Origin of the sequence: Actinomadura graeca, assembly GCF_019175365.1 — a bacterium.
Lineage (GTDB): Bacteria > Actinomycetota > Actinomycetes > Streptosporangiales > Streptosporangiaceae > Spirillospora > Spirillospora graeca.
In genome coordinates this window covers 5197802-5221540 of record NZ_CP059572.1, presented here as the reverse complement: position 1 = coordinate 5221540, position 23739 = coordinate 5197802, and the positions used below count along the sequence as shown (strand labels likewise).

At 70.6% G+C, this 23739-nt stretch carries 19 protein-coding genes and 1 tRNA gene; 4 read left to right on the top strand and 16 right to left on the bottom strand.

Annotation, left to right across the window (positions count from 1 at the left end; all coding sequences use genetic code 11):
* The first annotated feature begins 347 nt into the window (after positions 1–347).
* Positions 348–1163: an SAM-dependent methyltransferase gene (locus AGRA3207_RS23160; protein WP_231329147.1), complete on the top strand. Its 816-nt coding sequence runs from the start codon at positions 348–350 to the stop codon at positions 1161–1163.
* A gap of 6 nt (positions 1164–1169) precedes the next feature.
* Here the strand turns inward: AGRA3207_RS23160 and AGRA3207_RS23155 are convergent, their stop codons facing one another.
* The 8 genes from AGRA3207_RS23155 to topA form a co-directional block, all read right to left on the bottom strand.
* On the bottom strand, positions 1170–1988 hold the full coding sequence (locus tag AGRA3207_RS23155) for a PSP1 domain-containing protein (protein ID WP_231329146.1): 819 nt from the start codon (positions 1986–1988) through the stop codon (positions 1170–1172).
* 95 nt (positions 1989–2083) lie between these two features.
* Complete coding sequence (locus AGRA3207_RS23150; protein ID WP_231329145.1) at positions 2084–3094, bottom strand: hypothetical protein; 1011 nt, start codon at positions 3092–3094, stop codon at positions 2084–2086.
* Positions 3095–3204: 110 nt separating this feature from the next.
* Positions 3205–4083, bottom strand: a complete 879-nt coding sequence (locus AGRA3207_RS23145; protein ID WP_420830917.1) for a fructosamine kinase family protein — start codon at positions 4081–4083, stop codon at positions 3205–3207.
* Positions 4080–4559 carry a low molecular weight protein-tyrosine-phosphatase gene (locus tag AGRA3207_RS23140; RefSeq protein WP_231329143.1) on the bottom strand — a complete coding sequence of 160 codons (480 nt, stop codon included), beginning with the start codon at positions 4557–4559 and terminating at the stop codon, positions 4080–4082. The genes AGRA3207_RS23145 and AGRA3207_RS23140 overlap by 4 nt, the downstream gene beginning before the upstream one ends.
* Positions 4560–4802: 243 nt before the next feature.
* Complete coding sequence (locus AGRA3207_RS23135; protein WP_231329142.1) at positions 4803–6464, bottom strand: S8 family peptidase; 1662 nt, start codon at positions 6462–6464, stop codon at positions 4803–4805.
* Between the two features lie 382 nt (positions 6465–6846).
* Positions 6847–8013, bottom strand: coding sequence for a DNA polymerase III subunit delta' (locus AGRA3207_RS23130; RefSeq protein WP_231329141.1), 1167 nt, complete (start codon positions 8011–8013; stop codon positions 6847–6849).
* An 89-nt stretch (positions 8014–8102) separates the two neighbouring features.
* Complete coding sequence (tmk, locus tag AGRA3207_RS23125) at positions 8103–10235, bottom strand: dTMP kinase (RefSeq protein ID WP_231329140.1); 2133 nt, start codon at positions 10233–10235, stop codon at positions 8103–8105.
* A gap of 28 nt (positions 10236–10263) precedes the next feature.
* Positions 10264–12963, bottom strand: coding sequence for a type I DNA topoisomerase (topA, locus tag AGRA3207_RS23120; protein ID WP_231329139.1), 2700 nt, complete (start codon positions 12961–12963; stop codon positions 10264–10266).
* Between the two features lie 283 nt (positions 12964–13246).
* Between topA and AGRA3207_RS23115 the strand changes: the two genes are divergently transcribed.
* A complete protein-coding gene (locus AGRA3207_RS23115; protein ID WP_231329138.1) occupies positions 13247–13432 on the top strand; it encodes a DUF5703 family protein in 186 nt (61 codons plus the stop codon).
* Positions 13433–13755: 323 nt separating this feature from the next.
* On the opposite strand, the gene AGRA3207_RS23110 is transcribed toward AGRA3207_RS23115, so the two are convergent.
* From AGRA3207_RS23110 to AGRA3207_RS23100, 3 genes are all read right to left on the bottom strand, one after another.
* Complete coding sequence (locus AGRA3207_RS23110) at positions 13756–16236, bottom strand: chaplin family protein (RefSeq protein WP_231329137.1); 2481 nt, start codon at positions 16234–16236, stop codon at positions 13756–13758.
* A gap of 148 nt (positions 16237–16384) precedes the next feature.
* The gene (locus AGRA3207_RS23105; protein WP_231329136.1) at positions 16385–17017 is read right to left on the bottom strand and encodes a hypothetical protein; all 633 of its coding nucleotides are present in this window, start codon (positions 17015–17017) and stop codon (positions 16385–16387) included.
* Positions 17018–17101: 84 nt separating this feature from the next.
* A complete protein-coding gene (locus AGRA3207_RS23100; protein WP_231329135.1) occupies positions 17102–18412 on the bottom strand; it encodes a M20/M25/M40 family metallo-hydrolase in 1311 nt (436 codons plus the stop codon).
* Positions 18413–18537: 125 nt separating this feature from the next.
* On the opposite strand from AGRA3207_RS23100, the gene AGRA3207_RS23095 reads away from it, so the two are divergent.
* Positions 18538–18623, top strand: a tRNA-Leu gene (locus AGRA3207_RS23095).
* 100 nt (positions 18624–18723) lie between these two features.
* Here the strand turns inward: AGRA3207_RS23095 and AGRA3207_RS23090 are convergent.
* The 5 genes from AGRA3207_RS23090 to AGRA3207_RS23070 all read right to left on the bottom strand — a co-directional run bounded on the left by AGRA3207_RS23090 (position 18724) and on the right by AGRA3207_RS23070 (position 22578).
* Positions 18724–18846 carry an integrase gene (locus AGRA3207_RS23090; RefSeq protein ID WP_231329134.1) on the bottom strand — a complete coding sequence of 41 codons (123 nt, stop codon included), beginning with the start codon at positions 18844–18846 and terminating at the stop codon, positions 18724–18726.
* 121 nt (positions 18847–18967) lie between these two features.
* Positions 18968–19885 (bottom strand): recombinase family protein, encoded by a 918-nt coding sequence (locus tag AGRA3207_RS23085; protein WP_231329133.1) that lies wholly within the window; start codon positions 19883–19885, stop codon positions 18968–18970.
* A gap of 636 nt (positions 19886–20521) precedes the next feature.
* Positions 20522–20872, bottom strand: coding sequence for a DUF2637 domain-containing protein (locus AGRA3207_RS23080; RefSeq protein ID WP_231329132.1), 351 nt, complete (start codon positions 20870–20872; stop codon positions 20522–20524).
* 651 nt (positions 20873–21523) lie between these two features.
* Positions 21524–22306 (bottom strand): MBL fold metallo-hydrolase, encoded by a 783-nt coding sequence (locus AGRA3207_RS23075; protein ID WP_231329131.1) that lies wholly within the window; start codon positions 22304–22306, stop codon positions 21524–21526.
* Between the two features lie 56 nt (positions 22307–22362).
* A complete protein-coding gene (locus AGRA3207_RS23070; protein WP_231329130.1) occupies positions 22363–22578 on the bottom strand; it encodes a Rossmann-fold NAD(P)-binding domain-containing protein in 216 nt (71 codons plus the stop codon).
* 77 nt (positions 22579–22655) lie between these two features.
* On the opposite strand from AGRA3207_RS23070, the gene AGRA3207_RS23065 reads away from it, so the two are divergent.
* Positions 22656–23123, top strand: a complete 468-nt coding sequence (locus AGRA3207_RS23065; RefSeq protein WP_231329129.1) for an Rrf2 family transcriptional regulator — start codon at positions 22656–22658, stop codon at positions 23121–23123.
* The last annotated feature ends 616 nt before the right edge of the window (positions 23124–23739 follow it).

Below are 23739 nucleotides of genomic sequence, written 5' to 3'. Positions count from 1 at the left end.
ACGCTGGGCGCCGTTACACGGGGCCTTGGGGGCACGGGGGACCGCGGTACCGAGAATCCGAGGGCGGCATTCCATATTTGTAGTCGTCCGATCACGATTTCGACCGAACAGGGCACATGCTGGGAATGCTCGGCTCGTCGCTGCGGCAGGGCTTTCCGCGTGGTGCTGGAAGTGTCAGCCACGTGTCCCGCCTGGGACGGGCCGGTGCGCAGGAGGCCCGAAACGGAGGCTGGTCCCGCTTTTCGCGGACGGCCAGGAGGGGACGATCCGCGCCCGCCGACTCGCGTGAACGCCCGATTCCAGGGAGGATAAGGATCGCTTCACTTCGCCATGGACGGGAGTTCTTCATGACCCACGACCCGCAGGGTAACGCCGAGTCACCGGATCTCAACACATCCGTTCCGCATTCGGCGCGGGTCTGGAACTACTGGCTCGGCGGAAAGGACAACTATCCCGCCGACCGCGCCGCGGGTGATCACTTCATCGCGACGTTCCCGAGCATCGTCGAGATCGCGCGCCATTCCCGGCACCTGCTGACGCGGGTCGTCCGGCACCTCGCGCAGGAGGAGGGCGTCCGGCAGTTCCTCGACATCGGCACCGGGCTCCCGACCGTCAACAACACCCACGAGGTCGCGCAGCGTGTGGCGCCCGACGCGCGGATCGTCTACGTCGACAACGACCCGCTCGTGCTGACGCATGCCCGGGCGCTGCTCACGAGCACCCCCGAGGGGCGCACCGCCTACGTCGACGCGGATCTGTGCGACCCCGCGGAGATCGTCCGGCACGCGGCGGGCACGCTCGACTTCGGCAAGCCGATCGCGCTGATGCTGATGGGGATCCTCGGGCACATCCCCGACGAGCAGAAGCCGCACACGATCGTCGAGCAGCTGGTGCAGGAGCTTCCTTCGGGGAGCTACTTGTCCATCTGGGACGGCGTCAACCTCGTCACCGGCGAGGCCCTTGACGAGGCCCAGGAGGACTACAACGAGGGCGGTGCGATCCCGTACCACCTGCGCAGCCCGGAGGAGATCGCGCGCTTCTTCGAGGGGCTTGAGCTGCTCGAACCCGGCGTCGTCAGCCTGTCCCGGTGGCGTCCGGAGCCGAACGCGTTCGGTGAGGCCGTGGAGGTCGACGCGCTCTGCGGGGTGGCACGCAAGCCCTGACGGACGTCAGTCCGGGTCGCCGTACGCCTCGTCGTGCTGCCGCCGGGGTGAGCAGACGGAGGCCGACGGGCAGGAGCAGCGCCGGGAGCCGACCTTCACGGTGACGCGGTCGCCGGGGACGTTGTACCCGATGACCTGCCCTTCGCCCTCCGGAGTGCTCACCCGCGTGCCGAGCCGGGGGGCGGCCTCCTTGAACTCCATGTAGAGCGGGTGCTCGTACTTCAGGCAGCACATGAGACGGCCGCAGGCGCCGGCGATGCGGAGCGGGTTGACGGGGAGGTCCTGCTCCTTGGCCATGCGGACGGAGACGGGCTCGAAGTCCTTGAGGAACGTCGCGCAGCACAGGTCGCGGCCGCAAGGGCCGATGCCGCCCTGCAGGCGGGCCTCGTCGCGGGGGCCGACCTGGCGGAGCTCCACGCGGGCCTTGATGCCGCGGGCCAGGTCCCGGACGAGGGCGCGGAAGTCGACGCGGTGCGGCGCGGAGAAGTAGATCTTGAAGATGTTGTCGTCGTCGAGGTAGTCGACGCCGATGACCTTCATGGGCAGCTCGTGCTTGCGGATCAGCCGCTTGGCGATGGAGCGGCCCTCGGCGCGGCGGCGGCGGTTGGCCTCGTCGCGGGCGAGGTGCTCGCCGGTGGCGGGCCCGGCGCATTCGGGGAGGCCGCCGATGTCGTCGGAGACCCACTGCGGTGCCCAGACGCATTCGGCGACCTCGGGGCCCGAGTCGGTCGGGACGAGGACCTTGTCGCCGACCTTCGGCGTGTGCGGGCCCGGGTCGAGGTAGTACAGGCGCCCGTACCGGGTGAAGCTGACTGCCATCACCATGCCCACGGTTTTGCTCCGTTCGCCCGGTTCCGTGGGACCCACTCTAGGGTGTGATCAGCTGGAATGTCCCCCCGCTCATCCGGTGATCGGACGGTTCACCAGGCGGCGTCGGCGAGGTCGGGGGCGGTGAGGACGGCGCCGTCCGCGAGCAGGCGGCCGTCGGTGAGCGCGGCGAGCAGGTGGCGGCCCGTGTGGTCGATGTCGAGGCGGGAGACGCGGAGCGCGGGCCTCTTCCCGGCCACCCTCTGCCGCGCGAAGATCTTGGTCGGCTTGCGGGTCGCGACGGCGTAGCCCTGGAGGGTGATCTGCCCGTCCTGGGCGAGGCCGGCGATGACGGTCCGGCCGTCCCGCGTGAGGACGGCCTCGGACGCGCCCTTGGGCAGGTTCAGGACGGGCTTGCTGGCCTTGAGGTCACCGGACGGGAGCCTGGTGTCGAGTGCGCGCACCTGGTGCTTGGCCTCGGCGACCCTGCCGTGGACGTGGTGGAGCGGGCTCCAGACGAACGCGAGGGTGTCCCCGGCCCAGGAGAGGCCGGCGACGTGCGCCGGGCCCTTGGTCGTCCAGGACTTGCGCGCGCCGGTGCGGGTGGAGACGACGTCCACGCGGCTCTTGGCGCCCCGGTAGGTGACGTAGGCGATGCGGTCGCCGTCGGGTCCGGCGGCCAGATCGGAGTAGGCGGTGGAGACTCCGGAGAGGGTCGCCTTGGGAAGCGGCTGGAGTGCCTTGGGACGGCCCTTGGCGTCCAACTTGAGGCGCTGGAACGTTACCTGCCGTCCGGTGGAGGCCGCGACGACGAAGGTGCCGCCTTTCAGCGCGGAGACGTGCCGGAAGCGCGCCCCGCGCGGGGCGGCGATGGGCAGGCCGACGTCGGCGCCCTTGAGGTCGCGCACGAGCAGGGCGGTGCCCGCCTGCCGGACGCCGACGAGGAAGCGGGACGCGGTCTGCTCGCTCTTGGCCGCGGGCTTGGCCGCGTGCTCGGTCTTCGCCGCGCGCTGGCGGTGGTGGACGGCGTCCACGCCGCCCCCGATGACCAGCGCCATCCCGGCGGCGACGCCGACCGGGAGGAGTCCCCGCCACGCCGAGCCGATCCGCGAACGTCCGTTCATGGGCTTGCCCCGCACCAGCCTCTCACTGATCACCGATCTACCGACCCGTAGTTTCTATCTCATCCACCTCCCGGCAAGCAGCCATAAATGAGGAGTTGTCATTCACTGACTCATCGTCCGGCGGCGAGCGCCGCGCGGGCCGTCTCGACCACTTGGGAACGGTACGAGCCGCCGAACAGCTCCAGGTGGACGAGCAGCGGATGCAGCTGGTGCAGCGGGATCCGCTCCCGCCAGCCGTCCGCCGGCGGCGCCGTCTCATGGTAGGCCGCGAGGACCCGGTCGAGGTGCGGAGTCCCGAACAGCGCCATCATCGCGAGGTCGGTCTCGCGGTGGCCGCCGTGCGCGGCGGGGTCGATGAGCAGGGCCCGGCCGTCCGTCCAGCGGATGTTGCCCGACCACAGGTCGCCGTGGACGCGCGAAGGCGGCTCGGGCGGCCCGGCAAGGCCGCCGGCACCTTCGATGACACGCTCGACGAGGCGCGCGTCGCCGCCGGAGAGGTGGCGGGACGCGCGGCGCAGGAACGGTTCCAGGCGGCGCTCGGCGTACCAGGACGGCCAGTCGCGCCAGTCGGGCGTGTTGTCGAGCGGGAGGTCGGCGATGAAGCCGTCCCACGGCGCGCCGTACGCGTCGGGACGGTCCTCGGTGTGCATGCGCGCCAGCTCGCGTCCGAGACGCTCGGCGGCCTCCGGGGTGGGCGGGGCGGGTGGCAGCCAGGGCAGGACGAGCATGTGCCCGTCCACCCCGAGGACGTCCGGGACGGGCGTGCCGGGGCCCGCGTCGGCCAGCCAGCGCAGCCCGGCCGCCTCCGCCGCGAAGACGCCGACCTCGTCGCGGGTGGTCTTCACGAACACCTCGCGGCCGTCGGCGAGCGCCGCGCGATGCAGCGTCCAGGAGTGGCTGCGTCCCAGGTCGGTGAGATCGTCGACGCGGGTGCCGAGCAGCCGCCCGATCCGCTCGCGCACTTCCGTCCGCTCCCGCACGGCGGTCAGGCGGCCTTGAGCCCGGCGCGGATCTCCTCCAGGAGCCCCGGCATCGCCGCCTCCACCATCTCCAGGACGAGGTCGAAGTCGGCGCGGCCACCGTAGTAGGGGTCGGGGACGTCGAGGTCGGCGCCCGCGTCCGGGTCGAACTCGCGCAGGAGCCGGATCCTGTTCCGCGCGTCCGCGTCCGGCGCCATCGACCGCAACGCCCGGAGATGTCCCTCGTCCAGGGCGAGGATCAGGTCGTACCTGTCGAACCAGTCCGCCTCGAACCGGCGGGCGGTGTGCGCCGAGCGGTAGCCGGCCCGGCGCAGCGCCGCGACCGTCCGGGAGTCGGCGTCGTGGCCCACGTGCCAGGGGCCCGTGCCTGAGCTGTCCACCTCGACGTCCAGGCCCTCCTCGTCGACGTGGTGGCGCAGGACCCATTCGGCCATCGGAGAGCGGCAGATGTTGCCCGTGCAGACGAACGTGACCCGGTACGGCATGGCCCCATCATGCCGCAGCCTCCGCCGCCACCGGCCTGTCCGTCCCGCCGCAGGTCAACGTCCCTCCACGCCGACGGTGTCCACGCCGGTCAGCCTTGGGACGACGTTCCTCGCCGGTGATCGCCCGGCGGAGGACGTCGCGCGCTGACCGCCCGGCACAGCGCACAGCGGCGCGGCCCCCGTCCGTCGCCGGTCGGGGGCCGCGCGTGCCTGTCTTGTAGGGGCCTCAGCCGCCTAGGTGGGTCAGTTCTGGACGGCGTTCAGCGCATCAACGATGCCGTTGCCGAAGAACCCGTTCCGGCCCTTCGAGCCCTCGCAGGTCTGCTGCGACGTGTTCTTCACCCATTTGCCGTCGGTGAGCCTGTACCAGACGTATTCGACGGTGTTCGGGCTCGGGCAGGGCTTGGTGGTCGCGGTGGCGCGCAGCACGCCCTCGACGATCCGCGGGTTCAGCGTGAGCCCGCCGTTGTGGCGGTCCTTCCTGCCGTACTTGCTGACGATCAGCGCGGCGACGCCCACGGCGTGCGGTGAGGCCATCGAGGTGCCCTGGATCGACTGGTAGTAGGCGCACTCGTCCTCGGCGCAGCTGCGGATGATGTTCGGCACCTTCGGGCTGCCGTCGGAGTTCAGCTCGCCGCGCTCCTTCGCGAGCCGCTCGGGGTAGGCGGCCCAGATGCCGCGCCGGTCGTCCGGCTTGCCGTCGGGCGCGTCCACCTTGTCGCCGCCGGGGGCGGCCACGGCGATGAAGCCGTTCCCGAAGCTGCTGTAGTAGGACTTGCGGGTGCTCGGGCCGGTCGCCGACACCGGGATCACGTGGTCGCCCTCGGTCGGCATCGACGCGCAGCTCGCCGGGACCGTCCGCTTGTAGGGCTTCTCACCCGGGACCGACGGGAAGTCCGGGCTCGTCTCGTCCACGTTGGTCTTGGTGTAGTCGATGAGCTCGTTGCCCGCGGCGGAGATCAGGGTCACGCCGCGGTCGTGCGCGAAGTCCAGGGCGCGCTGCGTCGCCTTGACGATGGTGCGCTGTTCGAGCTGGTCGGCGGGCTTGTCGGCCGGGTTGTCGGCACAGTTGAACAACCACGGATCCAGGTAGTACGACATGTTGACGACGTCGATGCCGGACTTGGCCGCGTATGTCAGCCCGTCCACGGTCGGCTGCAGGTAGAACTGGCCGGAGTCCTGCCCGACGCGGATGTTGACCAGCGACACGTTCGGCGCGACGCCCGACATGCCGAGCCCGTTGCGGGGCGAGGCAATGGTGGACGCGACGTGCGTGCCGTGGTCGTTGTCGTCCCAGTCGACGGGGTCGACGCACGACTTGAACTCACAGGGGCCGTCCAGTTCCTTCCCGTCGGCGTCCTTGGGGACGTCCTGGGTGAAGTTGCGGCTGAGCTTCTTGTTGAAGTTCGGCTTGATGTCGGGGTGGTCGCCGTCCACGCCTGTGTCCAGGACGCCGACCAGCACCCGCCTGTCACCGGGTTCGGTCTTGTACGAGCCTTCGTTCGTGGCGTGGATCTGCTTCATGTCCCACTGCAGATCGGCCAGCGGCTCGGTGTCCTTGCTGGGCTTTCCCGCGACCGTCACGGTGCCCTGCGCGCCGGTGGTCCGCTCGACGGTCGCGGCGTTCTTGGTGTTCTTGGTGTTCTTCGCCGGGGCGGCCCTCGTGGCCGCGGCGGTCTTCTTGGGGACCTGGGGAGCCTCGCCGATAATGCGGTTGTGGGCGACGCCCTCCAGGGCGATGTGACCCATCGCGTCGGTGGTGAACTCGGGGTTCTTCGAGCGCACGGTGGCGACGCCCACGTCCTCGTTCTCGTGGACGATCCTGCCCCCGGCGGCCTTCACGGCGGCGTGGGCCTCGTCCAGGGGGACGCCCTCCCGGTAGAGGACGACGTACTCCGAAGCCACCCCCTCGTGCTCGGGCCGGCGCGGGGCCGCGGACGCTGGGAAGGCAAGGGCCGTCGTCAGGGCGACGGCACAGGTGGCAGATATCAGGACGCGCCGCAAAGCAGACCTCCTGGCGTGGGGGGAGCTTGCCCCAATTTGTGGGGCTCAGCCAGGGCACGGTACTGATGTTCATGTTGAGGATGGCGTACAAGAATGTAACGAAAGGGGACAGCTCTTGTAAGTCCTCCGGCGAGATTCGCGCCCGGAACCAAGATTTCGGTCCTCGCGCGCGTGCCACCGGACACGTGCCACCGCACGCCTGCCGCCGGCTGCGTGCCGCCGCACGCGTGCCGGACGCGACACCGGACGTCGCGTGCGTGCGGGACGCGGCGCCTCCGGAGCCTCAGCCGGTACGCAGCGCCAGGGTGAGCGCCTCGACCGCGAGCAGCGGGTTGACGTTCGCCTCCAGCCGTTCGCGGCATTCCATGATCGCGTCCAGCCTGCGGAGCGTGCCCTCCGGGCGGCCGCCCGCCGCGGCCGTCCGCAGCTCCGGGCCGAGCTCGGCGTTGACCAGCCCGCTCCCCGCCCCGAGCTGCAACGTCAGCACGTCCCGGTAGTAGGACGCCAGGTCGAGCAGCGCCCGGTCGAGCGCGTCGCGTTTCACCCGCGTCGCGCGCGACTTCTGGCGATCCTCCAGTTCCTTCAGCGCCCCGGCGGTGCCGCGCGGCATGCGCCCCTTGGCGCTCTCCCCGAGCGCCTGCCGGAGCGCGGACGTCTCGGACTCGTTCAGCTCCTCGGTCTGGACCTTCGCCTCGGCCTCGGCCGCCTTCACCAGTGCCTCCGCCGCCATCACCGCCGGGCCCACCGATGTCAGCCTGCGCGGTATCGCGAGCACCTCGGCGCGGCGCGCGCGCGCCTGCGGGTCGGTCGCGAGTCTCCGTGCCCGGCTGATGTGCCCCTGCGCGGCGCGCGCCACCACGTCCGCCGTCTCCCGGTCGACCCCGTCGCGCTGGACGAGGACGTCCGCGACCGCCCCCACCGGCGGCGTCCGCAGCGTCACCAGGCGGCAGCGGGACCGGATCGTGACGAGCAGATCGTCCGGTGCGGGCGTGCACAGCAGCCACACCGTGCGCGGCGGCGGTTCCTCGATCGCCTTCAGCAGCGCGTTCGCCGCCTGCTCGGTGGCCCGCTCCGCGTCCTCGAACAGGACGATCTGCCACCGCCCGCCGCTCGGGGACGACGACGCCCGCAGCACCAGCTCGCGGGTCTCCTTCACCCCGTACGACAGGCCCGCCGGGCGGACGACCTCGAGATCGGCGTGCGTGCCCTGGAGGACCTGGTGGCAGGACGGGCAGTACCCGCACCCGCGCGGCGTCTCGGAGCACTGCAACGCCGCGGCGAACGCCCGCGCGGCGGCGGTGCGTCCCGCCCCCGGCGGCCCGGTGAACAGCCACGCGTGCGCCATGCCGCCCGACGTCCCCTGCTCCCCCGCGGTGCCCGGCCCGGCGGCGGCCGACGACAGCTGCGCGATGACCGGCTCCTGGCCCACCAGGTCGTCCCACACGCTCATGTCACAAGGCTAGGGCGTGTCCACGGCGGAATGGCCCGGACCGGCGTATGAGGCGATGACTCGCCCGTCCCGTCCGCCCATGAGTCCGCTTAGTCCGTGATGATGGGGAAGGTGCTCGTGACGTCCTCGGTGCCCGCCGGGATCGGGTCGGGGAGGATCTCCCGGATGCGGTACTGGATCTCGCGGCTCAGCTCGGACTGCGGGCGGCTCGCGTCCAGGACGAGGTAGCGGCCGGGGTCGGCCTCGGCGAGGGCGCGGAATCCGGCGTGGACGCGCTCGTGGAACTCCCGGGGCTCGGACTCCATGCGGTCGGCCGGGGCCGACAGGCGCCTGAGGCCCGCGTGCGGCGGGATCTCCAGCAGGACGGTCAGGTCCGGGACGAGGCCGCCGGTCGCCCACGCGTTGACGCGGGCGATGTCCTCGACCGGCTGCTCCCGCCCGAAGCCCTGGTAGGCCAGGGACGAGTCGATGTAGCGGTCGCTCACGACGATCCCGCCGCGCTCCATCGCGGGCCTGACCACGTTCGCGACGTGGTCGGCGCGGTCGGCCGCGTACAGCAGCGTCTCGGCGCGGTCCGACAGGCCGGTGGTATCGCGGTCCAGCAGCATCGCCCGCAGCCGCATGCCGATCTTGGTGGCGCCGGGCTCCTGGGTGGTGATGACGTCGTAGCCGTGGTCGCGCAGCCAGATCGCGGCGAGCCTGGCCTGGGTCGTCTTACCCGCGCCCTCACCGCCCTCGAACGCGATGAACACGCCGCGCTCGCGGCGCGCGACCATGCGGTCGTCGGCGGCGCCCGGCTCCGGCGGCGTGTAGACGCGGCCCTGGAGCGCGGCCCGCAGGTCGGCGACCAGCGGGACGCCATGCCGGTCGTCCAGCCGGCGGAACGCCACGAGGCCCGCGAGCAGGGCCAGCAGCCCGGTGATCAGCAGCGCGGCGCCCGTCCCCTCGAAGTCGTAGACGCCGCCGCCGAGGTCGAGACGGCGGGAGCCGATCACCCCGGTCAGCGGCGGGACGGCGGCGGACACCACCAGCGCGGTGACGAGCGCGACCGAGCGCAGGAAGGCGACCGGACGCCCGGCCGGGGCGTCCGGCGTGCCCGGCGTGCCCGGCCGGCCCGGCTGCTGGTCCGGGCCGGTGAGCGCGGCGGTCGCGGTGGACCAGGCGATCCCGGCGGCCGCCCCCAGGAAGGCGGTCACGAACGCGACGACGACGAGGTTCTGCACGAGCGACACCACGACCAGCGCCAGCGCGGCGGCCGCGACCGCGAGGCCGAGGAGCCTGCGGCGGCTGAACGGGACGAGGATGCGCGGGCCGAGGAACAGCCCGAAGCCGAGCCCCGCGGTCAGGCCGGTGAGGACCGCGCCGTATCCCGCGTCCCCTCCGCCGAGCTGACCCGTGTACACGCGGGCCACGGCGACGACCGCGGCCACCGCCAGGGACGCGCCGGTGATCGCCAGCCCGATCCCCCGCGCGCCGGGTGCGCCCGAGGCGTCGCCCGGCTCGGCGGCGCGCCCGCCCGGCCCCTGGAAGAGGACCTTCAGCGGCGCCTGGACCGCGATCGGCTCCGTCCCGGGCAGCTCGCCGAGGGCGGCGACCGCGCCGGTCGCGGCCAGGAACACGGCGGACGTCACGTACAGCGCAAGGTCGGCGCGGTCGGCCACGCCGAACGTCCCGTCCGCGATGAGCGCGACGAACGCGAACAGCAGCGCGGCGACGGGCGCGGGCGCGCACACCGCGCGGACGGACGACCGGCGGGCCGAGGGCCGCAGGTCCTCCGGGACGAGCGCGGGCGGCGCCGTCGTCGCGACGGTGGCCCACAGCACGGTCAGGCACGCGACGAGGAACGCGGCGGCCAGCGTCCACGGCAGCGCGTCCACCAGCGGGACCGTCACGATCACCACGACCCGGAGCGCGTCGGCGATCAGCAGCGCCAGCCGCCGGTCGAGCCGGGCCGCGACCATGCCCGCGAGCGGCGGCAGCAGGACGGCCGGCAGCAGCATCACGACCAGCACGCCGCCGACCGCCTGCGCGCGCGCGGCGGCGTCCTCGTCGCGGGTCAGTACCGCGGCCATGGCCGTCAGCGCCGGGACGCTCAGCCATTGGCCGAGACCGGACACCGATAGTGCGATCCAAAGCCGCTGGAACGGCCTGATCGACGAGAGCGACGAAACGCCCGGGGACGGCGCGGCGGAGTGCGACCGAGTGGCGCCCGTTCTGGTCATGTCGGTCAGGGTATCGGCGTAGTTGTCCCTAGGAGCCGGACTTTGCGGAGGTTCGACGGCGCGTTGCCGTCTTCTTCTTCCCGCCACCCGCCGCCACCTTCTCACGACGCTCCGCGAGCAGTTCCGCGGCGCGCTGAATGGTGATCGACTCGACCTCGTCGCCCTTGCGGAGGCTGGCGTTCGTCTCGCCGTCTGTGACGTACGGGCCGAAACGCCCCTCCTTCACCACCACGGGCTTCTGGCTCGCCGGATCCGTGCCCAGCTCGCGCAGCGGCGCCGCGGCCGCGGCCCGGCCCCGCCCGCGCTGCTTCGGCTGGGCGAACAGCTCCTTGGCCTTGTCCAGCGTGACCGTGAAGAGCTCGTCCTCCGAGCCGAGCGAGCGACTGTCGGTGCCCCTCTTGATGTACGGCCCGAACCGCCCGTTCTGCGCGGTGACCGGCTCGCCGTCCAGCTCGCCCAGGGTGCGCGGCAGGGACAGCAGCTTCAGCGCGTCGTCCAGCGTGATCGTGTCGAGCGACATCGACTTGAACAGCGAACCGGTGCGCGCCTTGGGGGCGTCCGCCTTCTTCGTCCGCTTCTTCTTCTCCCCCTCGGCGGGCGGGGCCGGCTCGGGGAGGATCTCGGTGACGTACGGGCCGAACCGCCCGGACTTCGCCACGATCACATGCCCGGTCTCCGGGTCGGTGCCCAGCTCCCGGTCGCCGCTCGGCTGCGCGAACAGCTCCTCGGCCTTCTCCGCCGTCAGCTCGTCCGGCGCGATGTCCTCGGGGATGTTGACCCGGTCGCCGTCGCGGTCCAGGTAGGGCCCGTACCGGCCGACGCGCACCATGATGTCGGTGCCCTTCAGCGGGAACGAGCTGATCCCCTTGGCGTCGATGTCGCCGATGTCGCCGACCAGCTCCTTCAGGCCCTCCTCGCCGTTGTCGCCGAAGTAGAACCGCGTCAGCCAGCGGACGCGCTCGGCCTCGCCGCGCGCGATCTCGTCGAGACCGTCCTCCATGTGCGCGGTGAAGTCGTAGTCGACCAGGTTGCCGAAGTGCTGCTCCAGCAGGTTGACCACGGCGAACGCCAGGAACGACGGGACGAGCGCCGTGCCCTTCTTGAACACGTACCCGCGGTCGAGGATCGTCCCGATGATCGAGGCGTAGGTGGAGGGCCGCCCGATCTCCCGCTCCTCCAGCTCCTTGACCAGGCTCGCCTCGGTGTAACGGGCCGGCGGGCGGGTCGAGTGCCCCTCGGCGTCCACGGCGAGCGCGCTCAGCGGGTCGTTCTCCTCCAGGTTCGGCAGGCGCCGCTCCTGGTCGTCCCGGTCGGTGGACGGGTCGTCCGCGCTCTCCACGTACGCCTTGAGGAAGCCGTAGAACGTGATGGTCTTGCCGGTCGCGCCGAACTCCGCCGTCTCGTCCCGGGTCGAGACGCCCGTGACGCGGATCGACACCGACTGGCCCGCCGCGTCCTTCATCTGGGACGCGATCGTCCGCTTCCAGATCAGCTCGTACAGCCGGAACTGGTCGCCGGACAGGCCCGTCTCCGCCGGGGTGCGGAACGTGTCGCCCGCCGGGCGGATCGCCTCGTGCGCCTCCTGCGCGTTCTTCACCTTGGACGCGTAGACGCGCGGCTTGTCCGGGACGTACTCGCCGCCGAACAGCGTCGCCGCCTGCCGCCGCGCCGCCGTGATCGCCGTCTCCGAGAGGGTGATCGAGTCGGTGCGCATGTAGGTGATGAAGCCGTTCTCGTACAGCTTCTGCGCGACCGACATCGTGTACTTCGCGGAGTAGCTCAGCTTGCGGCTGGCCTCCTGCTGCAACGTCGTCGTCCGGAACGGCGGGTACGGCTTGCGGGTGTACGGCTTCCGCTCGACGGACTTGACGGAGTACGGACGCTCACGCAGACGCTCGGCCAGCGCGCGCGCCGCCTCCTCGTCCAGATGCAAGGCGTCCTTGGTCTTGAGCCTGCCGTCGGACGAGAAGTCGCGTCCCTGCGCGACGCGCTTGCCATCCACGGAGATGAGCCCGGCCTTGAACGCCGTGGGCTCCTCGTCCTTCCCGGTGTCGAACTGCGCGGCGATGTCCCAATAGTGCGCCGGGACGAACGCGATCCGCTCCCGCTCGCGCTCCACGACCAGCCGCGTCGCCACCGACTGCACCCGGCCCGCCGACAGCCTCGGCATGACCTTCTTCCACAGGACGGGACTGACCTCGTACCCGTACAGGCGGTCCAGGATGCGGCGCGTCTCCTGCGCGTCCACCAGGCGCATGTTCAGCTGGCGCGGGTTGGCGGCGGCGCGCTGGATCGCGTCCTTGGTGATCTCGTTGAAGACCATCCGGTGCACGGGCACCTTCGGCTTGAGGACGTCCTGAAGGTGCCAGGCGATCGCCTCGCCCTCCCGGTCCTCGTCCGTCGCGAGGAACAGCTCGTCGGCCTCGGCGAGCAGTTTCTTGAGCTTGGCCACCTGCTGCCGCTTGTCGGTGTTGACCACGTAGAGCGGCTCGAAGTCCTGCTCGACGTTCACGCCGAGCTTGGCCCACGGCTCGCCCTTGTACTTGGCCGGCACCTCCGAGGCGCTGCCGGGAAGGTCCCGGATATGGCCGATACTGGACTCCACGATGTAGCCACGGCCCAGGTACCCGGCGATCGTCTTCGCCTTCGCCGGCGACTCGACGATCACCAGGCGCGTACCGGCGCCGTTGTCCCGGCCACTGCCCGCGGTGCCGTTCTTGGCTGGCACAGTCGCTCCAACCTCGCTGTCTTTGGTCTTCTTGCTTAGGCTCTTCTTGCTCGGCTCTGCTTGTCAGGCTCCTACAACGTCGTCTGACGGCGCGTTCATGCCCCGCGGTTCCCGCGGCCGTCCCCGCGGCGCGTCCCGCGGTCGCCGCCCCGCCCGGTGAGGCGGGCGCGATCTCCGGCGCCGTCCGCGCCCCCGACAGGATGACATGCCACCGGCACACGCGAGGACCGAGCCGCCACCGTACGGTGTCCCGCTCCCGGCTGACCAAGTAATAATGGTCGCAATGGTGGAGTACACCTACCTCGTCTTGTCACTGCCGCGCGGCACCACGCGTGATACCGCCCGGCAGATCTTGACCGAGCACGCCGAGCACGGCGGCTGGGAGATCGATCGGTTGCGCCTCTACCCCGACGGTAGCCGTCGTATCCAACTCCGCCGCAAGGTCATCCGTCAGGTCCGCACGTTCTGACCGCCGACGCGGGTTCGCGTCCCTGCCCGTCCCCTGCACGTTGCTGCCCGCCTATGTCCGCCCGTACCCGCCCGTACCCGCCCGCGGCGTCTGACCCGATCACGTCCGACCCGTCCGTCCGCGTCCGGAGCGTAGCACTACGTACGAATCCTATGACATGGCGTAATCATAACCGCTGCGGACATGGCTTTGCCCGCCCCGGACCGCGCTTCCGGGACGGGCAAAGCGTTCTCGACCCCCTACGCCGTCCGCCGATGCCGGGACTGCACCATCCCGGCCCCGGCGACGGCCGGGTCACCGGCCGTCCGGCCGGACTCGTCCTGTCAGCGGCGTCCGCCCAGCTTGACGCGCCGCGTCAGCGCCAGCGCCCCGGAAACGGCGGCGACCACCGCCGCGAGGCCCAGCACCCACATCGACCCCGACTTGGTGTCCGTGGTGATCGACCCCTGGGCGGCGACCGGCTTCAGCGGGCCGATCTCCGGGTCCGTCTGCGGCGCCTTGACGCCGGTGGTCACCGGCAGGCCGGACGCTCCCGGCGCCTGGGCGCCGCTCGCGGCCGGGGTCTTCGCGGTGCCCGCGTCCAGCAGCTTCGTGCCGTCCAGCAGCGGAAGCCGCGGCGTGTCCGCCTTCGGCGACTGCGCGCCCGCGGCGGCCGACGGCCGCGGGTCGTCCGTGCCGGGCAGCACGATGCCGCCCGTGTTGACGCCGCCCGTGTTGACGCCGCTCGCGCCGGGCAGCTTCAGGGCGTTCGGGTTCAGCGGCTTAACGCCGTTCACCTGCGGCAGCGTGACACCGTCCAGGCTCGGCGCCTGGACGCCCGGGACCGGCGCGTCGGACGTCCGCGACGACGAGGGCGCCGGCGCGACCGGCGTCCCGGGCAGCTTCACGCCCTTGATCAGGCGCGGAACCCCGGTCCCGCCGAGCAGCGCGGACGTGTCGATCGGCAGCGACGTGACGGGCGGGTTCGCGCCGGCGGAGCGCATCCCGGCCGCCGGGCCGTGGGACAGCAGGCCCGGAAGGTCCGAGATGGGCCCGGGGAAGGGCGGCCTTCCGGCACCGAGCGGCGTCCCCATGCCCGACCGCGCCGCCGGCAGCGACCCGGCCTTCGGCAGCTTCGGCGCCTTCGGAAGCTTCGGCAGCCCCTTGGCCCCGGGCAGCCCCTTGACCCCCGGCAGTCCCTTACTTCCCAGCGGTCCCTTTCCCTTGGGCAGGACTCCCGAGCCGGGCAGCGGCGTGCCGGTCTTCGTACCGGTCTTCGCGCCGGAGCGCGCCTCCGGGACGGAACCGCCGTCGTCCGGAAGGTCCGCACCCGTCGGGTCGCCCGATTCGGGGGCTTCCTCCGACTCGGCACCGCTGCCGGAGTCGGGCGGCCCGGCGGGCCCGGTGACCTCGTCGGTCTGGGGACGGGGGTCGGCCGCGCGCAGGGCGTCCGGCACGGACGGGAAACGCGCGCCGAAGAGGTCGCGCGCGACGGGCAGCTCCGTCCCCTGGACGTGGGACGCGGCGGGGGCGAGCCTCGGCAGGATGGGCAGGGCCGACCCCGGGTTCAGCGGCAGCGACTCGACGACCGGCGCGGGCGCGCTCGCGCCCATCGCCCGCCCGTAGGGCTCGTAGCCGCCCGTGCCGCCCTGGCACTCCGTGAGCACGCGGCCGACGACCGCGGCGCCATTGCCGCAGACGATGGCGGGGGCGTTGACCGGCGCGTTCGCCTGGTTCCCGCCGCCGACCGACGAGTTCCCGGACGTCTGCCCGCCGGACCCGTGCGGGCCCGTGACCAGCGTCTGGCCGTTGCACTTCGCACCCGCGTCCCCGACCACGCCCGCGGCGTTCCCGCACGCGGTGACCGGGATGCTGATGGGCGCATTGCCCTGGTTGCCACCCAGGACGCTGGAGATGCCCGAGGTCCTCTGGTCTCCGCCGGAGCTGCTGCGCGCGTGCGCACCGCCCTCGCACAGGGCCGCCGCGTCCCCGACCACGCCCGCGGCGTTCCCGCACGCGGTGACCGGGATGCTGATGGGCACATTGCCCTGGTTGCCACCCAGGACGCTGGAAATGCCCGAGGTCGTCTGCCTGCCGGACCCGTGGCCGCCGTTGCGGACGGACGCCCCGCCGTCGCAGGCCGCGTGCGCGTTGCCGACCGCGTTGCCGCAGGCGTCCACCGGGATGCTGATCGGGACGTTCGCCTGGTTGCCGCCGAGGACGCTGGAGACACCGGAGGTGGCCTGCCCCGCGCCGGTGTGGCCGCCGTTCTTGACCTTGGCGCCGCCCTCGCACCCGGCCACCGAGGTGCCGAGCAGGCCCACGCCGTTGCCGCACGCGTTGACCGGCGCGGAGATCGGCGCGTTCACCTGGTTCCCGGCGACGGCGCCGCTCGTGCCGTCGGTGATCTGCCCGCCTCCGGCGCCGTTGTTCACGGTGGCGCCGCCCTCGCAGGCGGCCTCCGCGTCACCGAGGATGCCGACGGCGTTGCCGCAGGCGTTGACGGGCGCGGAGATCGGGGCGTTCACCTGGTTGCCGGACGCCACACCGCTCGTACCGGCCGTCTTGTGGCCGCCGCCCCCGCCTCCCGTGGCGGACGCGCCGCCCTTGGAGACGCCGTGCGCCGAGCCGCCGACGGCCGCGGCGTTGCCGCTGGCGTCGACCGGCGCGGAGATCGGCAGGTTCACCTGGTTGCCGCCGAGGACGCTGCTGTCGCCGTTGGTGATGTCGGCGAAAGCGCTGGTGGGGATGGCGGTGGCACCGAGAGCGACAAAGCTCGCGGTGAGCACCGCGGCACGCGAGGTGCTTTTTGCCCACGTTCGCATGATGCTCCGTTCGGGGAGTGTTCGATGAAAGGGAACGAGACGTGCGCGTCCGACGGACGCACCGGATCTCGTGGGAGATGACGTGCGCGACGGCACGTCCCGGAACCGCCCGAGCCACGCGGGAGGTCCGGAGCCTGGGATCTAGGGACTAGTCAGGCGCGAAGGACGGCTCGTCCGCGGCGGTGCGGACGACCGGGGGCACCGGACCCAGGGGACGCGCGGCCGACGCGCGTGGCCGTGCGGGGATCCGGACGCGGACGTCCGAGAGCCCGGCCGCACCGGCGAAAACGGGCGCACCCGCCGCGGTCGACTCGTCCTGGACGGGTGCCGGGATCGGCGCCGGCCGCACATCGGGGGCCGGAACGCGGACCTCGGCCACGGTCGCGGACCGGTGCCGCACGACCTTGTACTTCCGCACCACGGGACGCTCGGGCACCACATGCTGCCGCTTCTCAGGCGGCCGTGGAGCCCGCACGGCGTCCACCGTCGGGGACGCGGCCTTGGGCGGCGGGGCGACCGCCGCCCGAGGCGGCGCCGCCACCGGCGCCTTCTTCTCCTCCACGGGCGGGACCACGGTGGCGGGAGGCGTCATCACCTCGTTGACCACATGGTCCACGGTCGGCCTGACGATCTTGGTCGCCGGGGGCAGCTCGTCGGCGTGCGCCGATTGCGCGAGGCCGCCGAGCAGCCAGCCCGCGAACAGCAGGCCCGCGAGGACGAGCAACCCCCGGAGGACACGGCGCAGCGGGACCCGGCCCGCCCGCGCCTGATCGTCCGCCACCGGTCGCCCCTCCCACGGTCCTGTCCCTACAGACGGTAACCGTAGCACCACGGGCCGCACCGGTGGCGGTAATGCGCGAGAAAATCAGGACCGATCGATAAACCGGTCGAGGACCCGTACGCCGAACCGCAGCCCGTCCACCGGGACCCGTTCGTCGATTCCATGGAACATTCCGGAAAAGTCCAACTCTGGGGGAAGCCGGAGCGGTGCGAAACCGAAGCACCGCATTCCCAGTTGCGCGAACGACTTGGCGTCCGTCCCCCCGCTCAGGCAGTACGGGACCGGGAGCGCGCCGGGATCCTCCGAGGTCAGCGCCGCCTCCATCGCCGCGACCAGCGCCCCCTCGTAGTCGGTCTCGACCGCCTGGCCATGATGGACGAAATCACGCTCGACATCCGGACCGAGAAGTTCGTCCACAGTCGCGAAGAAATCCGTCTCATATCCGGGCAAAAATCGCCCATCCACCTGAGCCGTCGCACTCTGCGGGATGACATTCGTCTTATAACCCGCGTCCAGCCGCGTCGGATTCAGCGTGTGCCGCAGCGTCGCGCCGATCATCCGCGCCAGCGGCCCGATCTCCGCCAGGCACTCCTCCGGCCGCTCTGGGTCGAACTCCACCCCGTACGCCATGCACGCCCGCTCCAGGAAGGCCCGCACCGACTTCGTCAACTGCACCGGGAACTCATGCGCCCCCAGCCGGGCGACCGCCGCCGCCACAGCGGTGACCGCATTGTCCGGATGCACCATGGACCCGTGCCCCGCGGTCCCCTTCGCGGTCAAATTCATCCATCCGATGCCCTTCTCCGCCGTCTCGATGAGGTACATCCGCCGGTCCCCGGGCACGGACAGGCTGAACCCCCCGACCTCCCCCACGGCCTCCGTGCACCCCTCGAAGAGCTCCGGATGCCGGTCCACGAGCCACTGCGCACCCCACGTCCCCCCGGCCTCCTCGTCCGCGAGGAACGCCAGCACCACGTCCCGCGGCGGCCTGCGCCCCTCCCGCATCCGCTGCCGCACCACCGCCAGGATCATCGCGTCCATGTCCTTCATGTCCACGGCCCCGCGCCCCCAGACGCACCCGTCCGCGATCTCTCCCCCGAACGGATCCCGTGTCCAGTCCTCCTGCCGCGCCGGCACCACGTCCAGGTGCCCATGCAGCAGCAACGCGTCCCGCCCCGGATCCTCCCCCTCGATCCGCGCCACAAGACTCGCCCGCCCCGGATGCGACTCGAAGATCCGCCCCTCCAGCCCCACCTCTGCGAGCTTCTCGGCGACGTACTCCGCCGCCGCCCTCTCCCCGGGCCCCGAATGATCTCCCGGGTTGCTGGTGTCGATCCGGATCAGCTCCTGGCAGAGCGGGACGACCTCGTCCTCAGCGGTCGGCTGGTGGGCCACAGTGATCACCTTCGCGCTAGGCGTCCTCGGTACCGTCCCATGGTGCACCGACGATCGACTTCGCCGCGACTCGGGACCTTTGGTATGGTGAAGCCCGCCGCGGCCCAGCCCGCGGCCTGCGACCGGTCCGGGTGGCGGAATAGGCAGACGCGCTAGCTTGAGGTGCTAGTGCCCTTTACGGGGCATGGGGGTTCAAGTCCCCCCTCGGACACACAAGATCAGCCTCGGAGATGTGCAGGTCACAGGTCCGGGGCGTTGTCGTATCTGAGCACGCAGAGGCCGCTGATACTTCCGGCCTGCGGATCATGGTTCTACGCCTCGGCGACCAGCGCGGCGAACGAGTCGGCCGCCGCCTTCTGGTTGCCCGGCAGGACGTACGCGTACGTGTTCATCGTGATGACTGCGCTCGCGTGGCCGAGCCGCTCGGATACCACCTTGACCGGCGAGCCCTTGATGAGAAGTGCGGTGTCGTCGAGGTCGCGGGAAAAGCGGTCGGAGCCGCCTCCGCTGGAGCAGTCACCGCATGCCTCACAGTCTCTGGCCTACCTCAGCCTCCTACTCCTCCTCCACCCCCACCAAGACCTGCAATGCTGCGGCCCGATGAGCACCGCTCAGACCAGCGATATCCCGCAGACCCTTGTAGGGATCATAACTGTCCGGCTTGACGAGTTGCCGTCGGCGCACCCAAACGTCCTGTGGACGCAGCATGTAGTTGGTGGTCAGGATGGTAACGCCATGAGCCAGCAACAACTCCACGACGCGCATAAGCTTGTCGCTGTTGCGAGAGAAGCGGCTCAGCGCCGGAACGAAGATCGGTATATTCTCGGTCGTGACTTGCTGGAGCACCTTAATAAGATGAAGGTCGAAGCGGGGATCAATGGCACTGAATACGGTTTTTGGGATGCGCTCTTCCGTTTGCCTGGCCGCAGCATGCTCGTCGGATGAGGGTAGATCTGGCACTGGAGCTTCGGGTGCCCGGTAGCCATTACGGCCTCCACTGGCGAAGGTTTCGGCTACGGTCGAGAGACACGTCCACGCTCGTGGGTACTTGGTATCGAGGCCAGTGAAGGGACTGTCGCCTGGTACGGGCAGAGGATGTCGACGCCGGGCTGCCAGCAGATGGGACAGTGGGCCAGTGGCCATGCGAGTGAGCGCCCTCAGCCCGTCAGCGTTAACGAGATGCTGGACATGCGCCTCCTCCAGCTTGCTGTTGCGCACGACAACAGTGACGGCGGCCTTCAGTTCGAGCGGAGCGTCCAGTGGCTTGTGATCAAAGACCTCTTCGATGAACGGCGTGATCAGCACATCCTGCTGACTGCTCTGATCCAAGGCAGCGAACGCCTCGGCGCGACCAAGAATGTCATCACAAATGGCCTGTGCTTCAGCCGTCTGAACCTGACACACCTCCTGAAGAAATTCAGGCCCTACCTCACGACAGAACGTGGTCATGTGTTGAGAATCAGGCTCAGCCATGGCTTCGTGTCCTTGAGTGGGGTAACTAGGCTGCACCTTGCTACAGCCAATCGGTCGTCGCCTCACTCTAGTTTAGACAGATTCAATGGGCGCCGACGACCCACTTACCGTTCCACCACCCCGGGCCGTGGGTGACCATGTCCAAGGCGACGTGGTAGGTCGGCGTCGTCGCAGGTCCTACTTTTGGATAGTCAAGAGGCAACCGTATCGAGGCGTCCGGTGCGGCCAGCCTGCTTGACCAAGCGTCCCCAGCGCTCGCTGCGCCCGAACCGGCTGCCGATCGCCTTCCCCGGCGGCAGATCCCCCTCCGGCGTGCGGCTGGCTACCGCCCACCGCCACGCACGTCGCTGGATATCCACATCGCCTGTCCCCTCTGCACGAGATGAGGGTGAGCGCTGTACCGCCGCGCCATCGGCTGTGCCACGTTCCTGGGACGATTCCGCGGAACGTATGAGGTCAAAGGCGCGGCCGCTATGAGACTTCTCTGAGGTCTTTCGTCGGGCGGTTGGCCTCTCAGAGACTCCTCTGAGGGCGCTGCGGCCAAGCGGGGACCCTTATGAGAATCCTCAGAGCCCCGATGAGCCGCCGCAGAGATCCTATGAGCGGCCTCAGGAGTCCTATGTGCCGCATCCAATGTCACACCAGGACAGCGTTGTCACGCCCCGTTTTCATCACGGCGGTGCGTCTGATCTGCCGCATTAGCGGCTCATAGGCCCCGATGAGGGCGCAACTGGGCCAGACGGCGGTGAGGCGGCCGACCACCGATGGTTCGGCGACGGCGACGCTGGCGGCCAGACTGGCGGCGCTGCCCAGCACCAGCGGCGTCCAAGGCAAAAGCCCGCTGCGGCGGCCCTGCCGGGAGTCGACCAGCAGGAACATCGAGGCCACCGCGATCATCCCGTCCACGCTGACGGGCAGCAGCGCCGCCGTCCAGGACGTTTCTCCGTATCGCAGCACCAGTTGATACATGTGTTTGTAGCTGATCACTGCGGCGATGCGACCAGCACGATGACGCTGACCGTGGAGGCCCACCGGATCACCTGGTCGGGAGTGAAGGCTTGGCGTTCGCCATGGCGGCTCAGTCCTCCGCCTTGTCGACCAGGGCTGCGGTGTTTAGTGGGACTTCGCCCAGGGGTAGAGTGATATATGGGAATTTGGTGCGTGTCCCCCCTCGGACACACACCTTTGCACATGTGGAAGCCGAGACGATCTTGGCTTCCACCAGCTGTTTCTGCGGGTAGTAGGTCATCTTCAGCCCGAGCTGCGCCTAGAGCTCCGCCTTCTCGTCAGGATCGGCGCTGACGACGGCATGGGCCAGCTTTCCAGTCTGGTGAAGCAGTTCCGCCAGCCCATCAGCGGAGACCGCCTGGTCGGCGGGAATCACGCGTAGCTCGCTTTCGAGGCGCGCATGTTCCTGCTCGGTCTCGTTGATCCATTTCGTTGCCTGGCCTGCATCGGCGCCTGCGTTGAGAGCGGCGCGGTACTGGCTGAGGCGCTGGTCGCAGTCGGTGAGCTGTTTGCGCAGCCGCGTGGCGGCCGGGCTCTGTCCGCCGGTGCACGGCCACCCCGTCGCGACTGGCTGTGACGACGGCTGCCGACATCCCCGGCGTGCTGCACTTATGCATCTTCCCCGGTGCGTCAGCGGCGGCCGGTCAATGGGACGGCTTGGCCGTCGGTCGTAAGAAGCAGCTCGATCCCACGGCCTTGCGCGGCACGACGAAGCCGGTCCGTGATGTCGTGCTGTTCGACGTAGAAGGGCGGGTTGTTGAACAGTTCGTAGTGAATGGCGCAGATCGCCGTGGCCTGCAACATGGCACCGGCTTCGACGGCCTGCTCGGGCGTCAGCGTCACCGGCACGTTGGCCTCGTATCCCTCGAACTTGGCGATGACACCGTTGACAGGGACGAACGCAATGTCGAAGGGACCGTGATCGCGGGCGATCTGCCACCAGTTGCCGTGCCACATGGTGTCGCCACAGTGGATGATTCTGCGCCCGGATCCCTCGACGACCCACGCGACCTGGTCGGCGTCGGTGCCCCGCCAGTCCAGCGAAGCAACCGGGGTCACCGTCAACCCGCCGATCTGGCGCGGCCGGCCCAACTCCTGCGCGATCGCCGGAACACCGTCGCTGACCAGGTCATCAGCGATCGGGGTATGGCATCCGACGGTGCCGGAACGCGCCAGCCGCAGCAGCAGCTCGCGGTCGTAGTGGTCGGGATGCAGATGCGTGATCAGAGCGTGCGTGCCGGGCCGCACGTCCACGGAAGGAAGCGGCCTTTTCGGCTTGCCCAGCACCGGTTCCAGCGGCTCCACGTTCTGCAAGGCGTCGATCAGCACTGTGGTTTCACCCAGTCGGACCTCGACACCGGCCCACCCGAGCCGCCGCAACTGCAGACTCTCGATGACATCTTCCACACTCATGAACCCACCTCTCCTCGCGCGCAGCGCGCCGGTTCCGTCCAGCCCCGGGCGGGTGTTCATGCCGCGACCGCCGCGCGTACCACCGTGGCAAGCCGGACCGGTTCGGGGTCGGTCAGATCCCGTACTGCGGTCCTGACGCGTCCGAGGAATCCGCCGCGCGTGGCCGCACCGAACGAGGTGGCCAACTCGACGTGCCGCGGGTCGACGTTGCGCAACACTGCTTGCGCGGTGGCACGCCCTAAGGGGCTGGTGGCACCGGTGTTCCCGATCACGGACATCCAATCTGTTGTCGTCATGACTACGGATACAAATCGTAGCCACGATGGCTACGGAATGGCAAGATGCTTCCATGACCCGATCGACCAACACCCGGTTCGCGGTCGCCGTCCACGTCCTGACCTACCTTGCGGGTCTCAAAGACGGACGACCGGCCACCTCCGCACAGCTGTCCCAGAGTGCGAACGTCAACGCCGTCTACATCCGCCAGGTGCTGGGGCCCTTGCGCAGCGCCGGGCTCGTTCGGTCCCACCCCGGCCGTCACGGCGGCTGGGAAATGGCGCTCGACCCCTCGGACATCACCCTGGACCAGGTGTGGAGCTTGCTGCAGGGAGAAGACCCGGTGCTGGGCCTGCACGGACCCGATCCCACCTGCACGACAGGACGGAGCGTGCAGCAATCGCTGATCGCACTTGACCGAGAGGTCGCCGCCGCGATCCTCGCCGCGCTGCGGCACAACACCGTGCAGGAACTGCTGGCCGACGTGCGCGGCACCGAGAACGCCACCGCTCAGCCGGACCGGCGGAGAGCCCCACGATGACCGGCAGCGGGCACGCCGTCGCGCTGGTCGACGGTGCGGGGCTTGGCCGTCCTCGTGTCGCCTTCCTGGACCTGCGTCCTCTTCCCTTTGACGCGGACGACACCGACCGAGCGTCGAACGCGACGATTCCGGCGTCAAGGCCGACGTCGCGCCAGCGGAGCCCGAGCAGTTCGCCGCGGTTTCCGATGTCGGCGGGTAGTGGCACCCGGCCTGCCAGCATCCGCAGCGGCCTGATACCGGCGGCGCCGGCCCCGCTCTACTCGCCCGGTGGGTCGGCCAACGCACCGAGCGCCTCGGCGATCCGGGCTGCGGTCTATTCGGTGTCGGCCGGAAGGGTCCTCGCCCGCGTCCGGCCATCCGCTCGGGTTCCTCGCGGCAGGAGACGCGCAGGTGCAAGGCGTCCTCGGTGGCTGCGCGGCGGGCTGGTGTCGAGCGGTAGAAGATTCCGGTCGGCCGGGCGCAGGTCGCCGAGACCCGCGGGGCGCGGCGGCGGACGGCGGCGTACAGCGCGTCCAGCGGCCCGAACGGCTCGACGTCCAGTTCATCGGCCATCGGTGCTCCGTTGAAGAAGCACATCCGGTCGAAGTCGGTCGGCCTCGGCTTGCACGTGACCGTC

Coding starts and splice junctions, on each gene's coding strand:
- AGRA3207_RS23075 (WP_231329131.1), bottom strand. CDS start 22,306: ATGAGTGTGGAAGATGTCATCGAGAGTCTGCAGTTGCGGCGGCTCGGG.
- AGRA3207_RS23115 (WP_231329138.1), top strand. CDS start 13,247: ATGGTGGAGTACACCTACCTCGTCTTGTCACTGCCGCGCGGCACCACG.
- AGRA3207_RS23065 (WP_231329129.1), top strand. CDS start 22,656: ATGACCCGATCGACCAACACCCGGTTCGCGGTCGCCGTCCACGTCCTG.
- AGRA3207_RS23140 (WP_231329143.1), bottom strand. CDS start 4,559: ATGCCGTACCGGGTCACGTTCGTCTGCACGGGCAACATCTGCCGCTCT.
- AGRA3207_RS23155 (WP_231329146.1), bottom strand. CDS start 1,988: ATGGTGATGGCAGTCAGCTTCACCCGGTACGGGCGCCTGTACTACCTC.
- AGRA3207_RS23110 (WP_231329137.1), bottom strand. CDS start 16,236: ATGCGAACGTGGGCAAAAAGCACCTCGCGTGCCGCGGTGCTCACCGCG.
- AGRA3207_RS23160 (WP_231329147.1), top strand. CDS start 348: ATGACCCACGACCCGCAGGGTAACGCCGAGTCACCGGATCTCAACACA.
- AGRA3207_RS23150 (WP_231329145.1), bottom strand. CDS start 3,094: ATGAACGGACGTTCGCGGATCGGCTCGGCGTGGCGGGGACTCCTCCCG.
- AGRA3207_RS23130 (WP_231329141.1), bottom strand. CDS start 8,013: ATGAGCGTGTGGGACGACCTGGTGGGCCAGGAGCCGGTCATCGCGCAG.
- AGRA3207_RS23085 (WP_231329133.1), bottom strand. CDS start 19,885: ATGGCTGAGCCTGATTCTCAACACATGACCACGTTCTGTCGTGAGGTA.
- tmk (WP_231329140.1), bottom strand. CDS start 10,235: ATGACCAGAACGGGCGCCACTCGGTCGCACTCCGCCGCGCCGTCCCCG.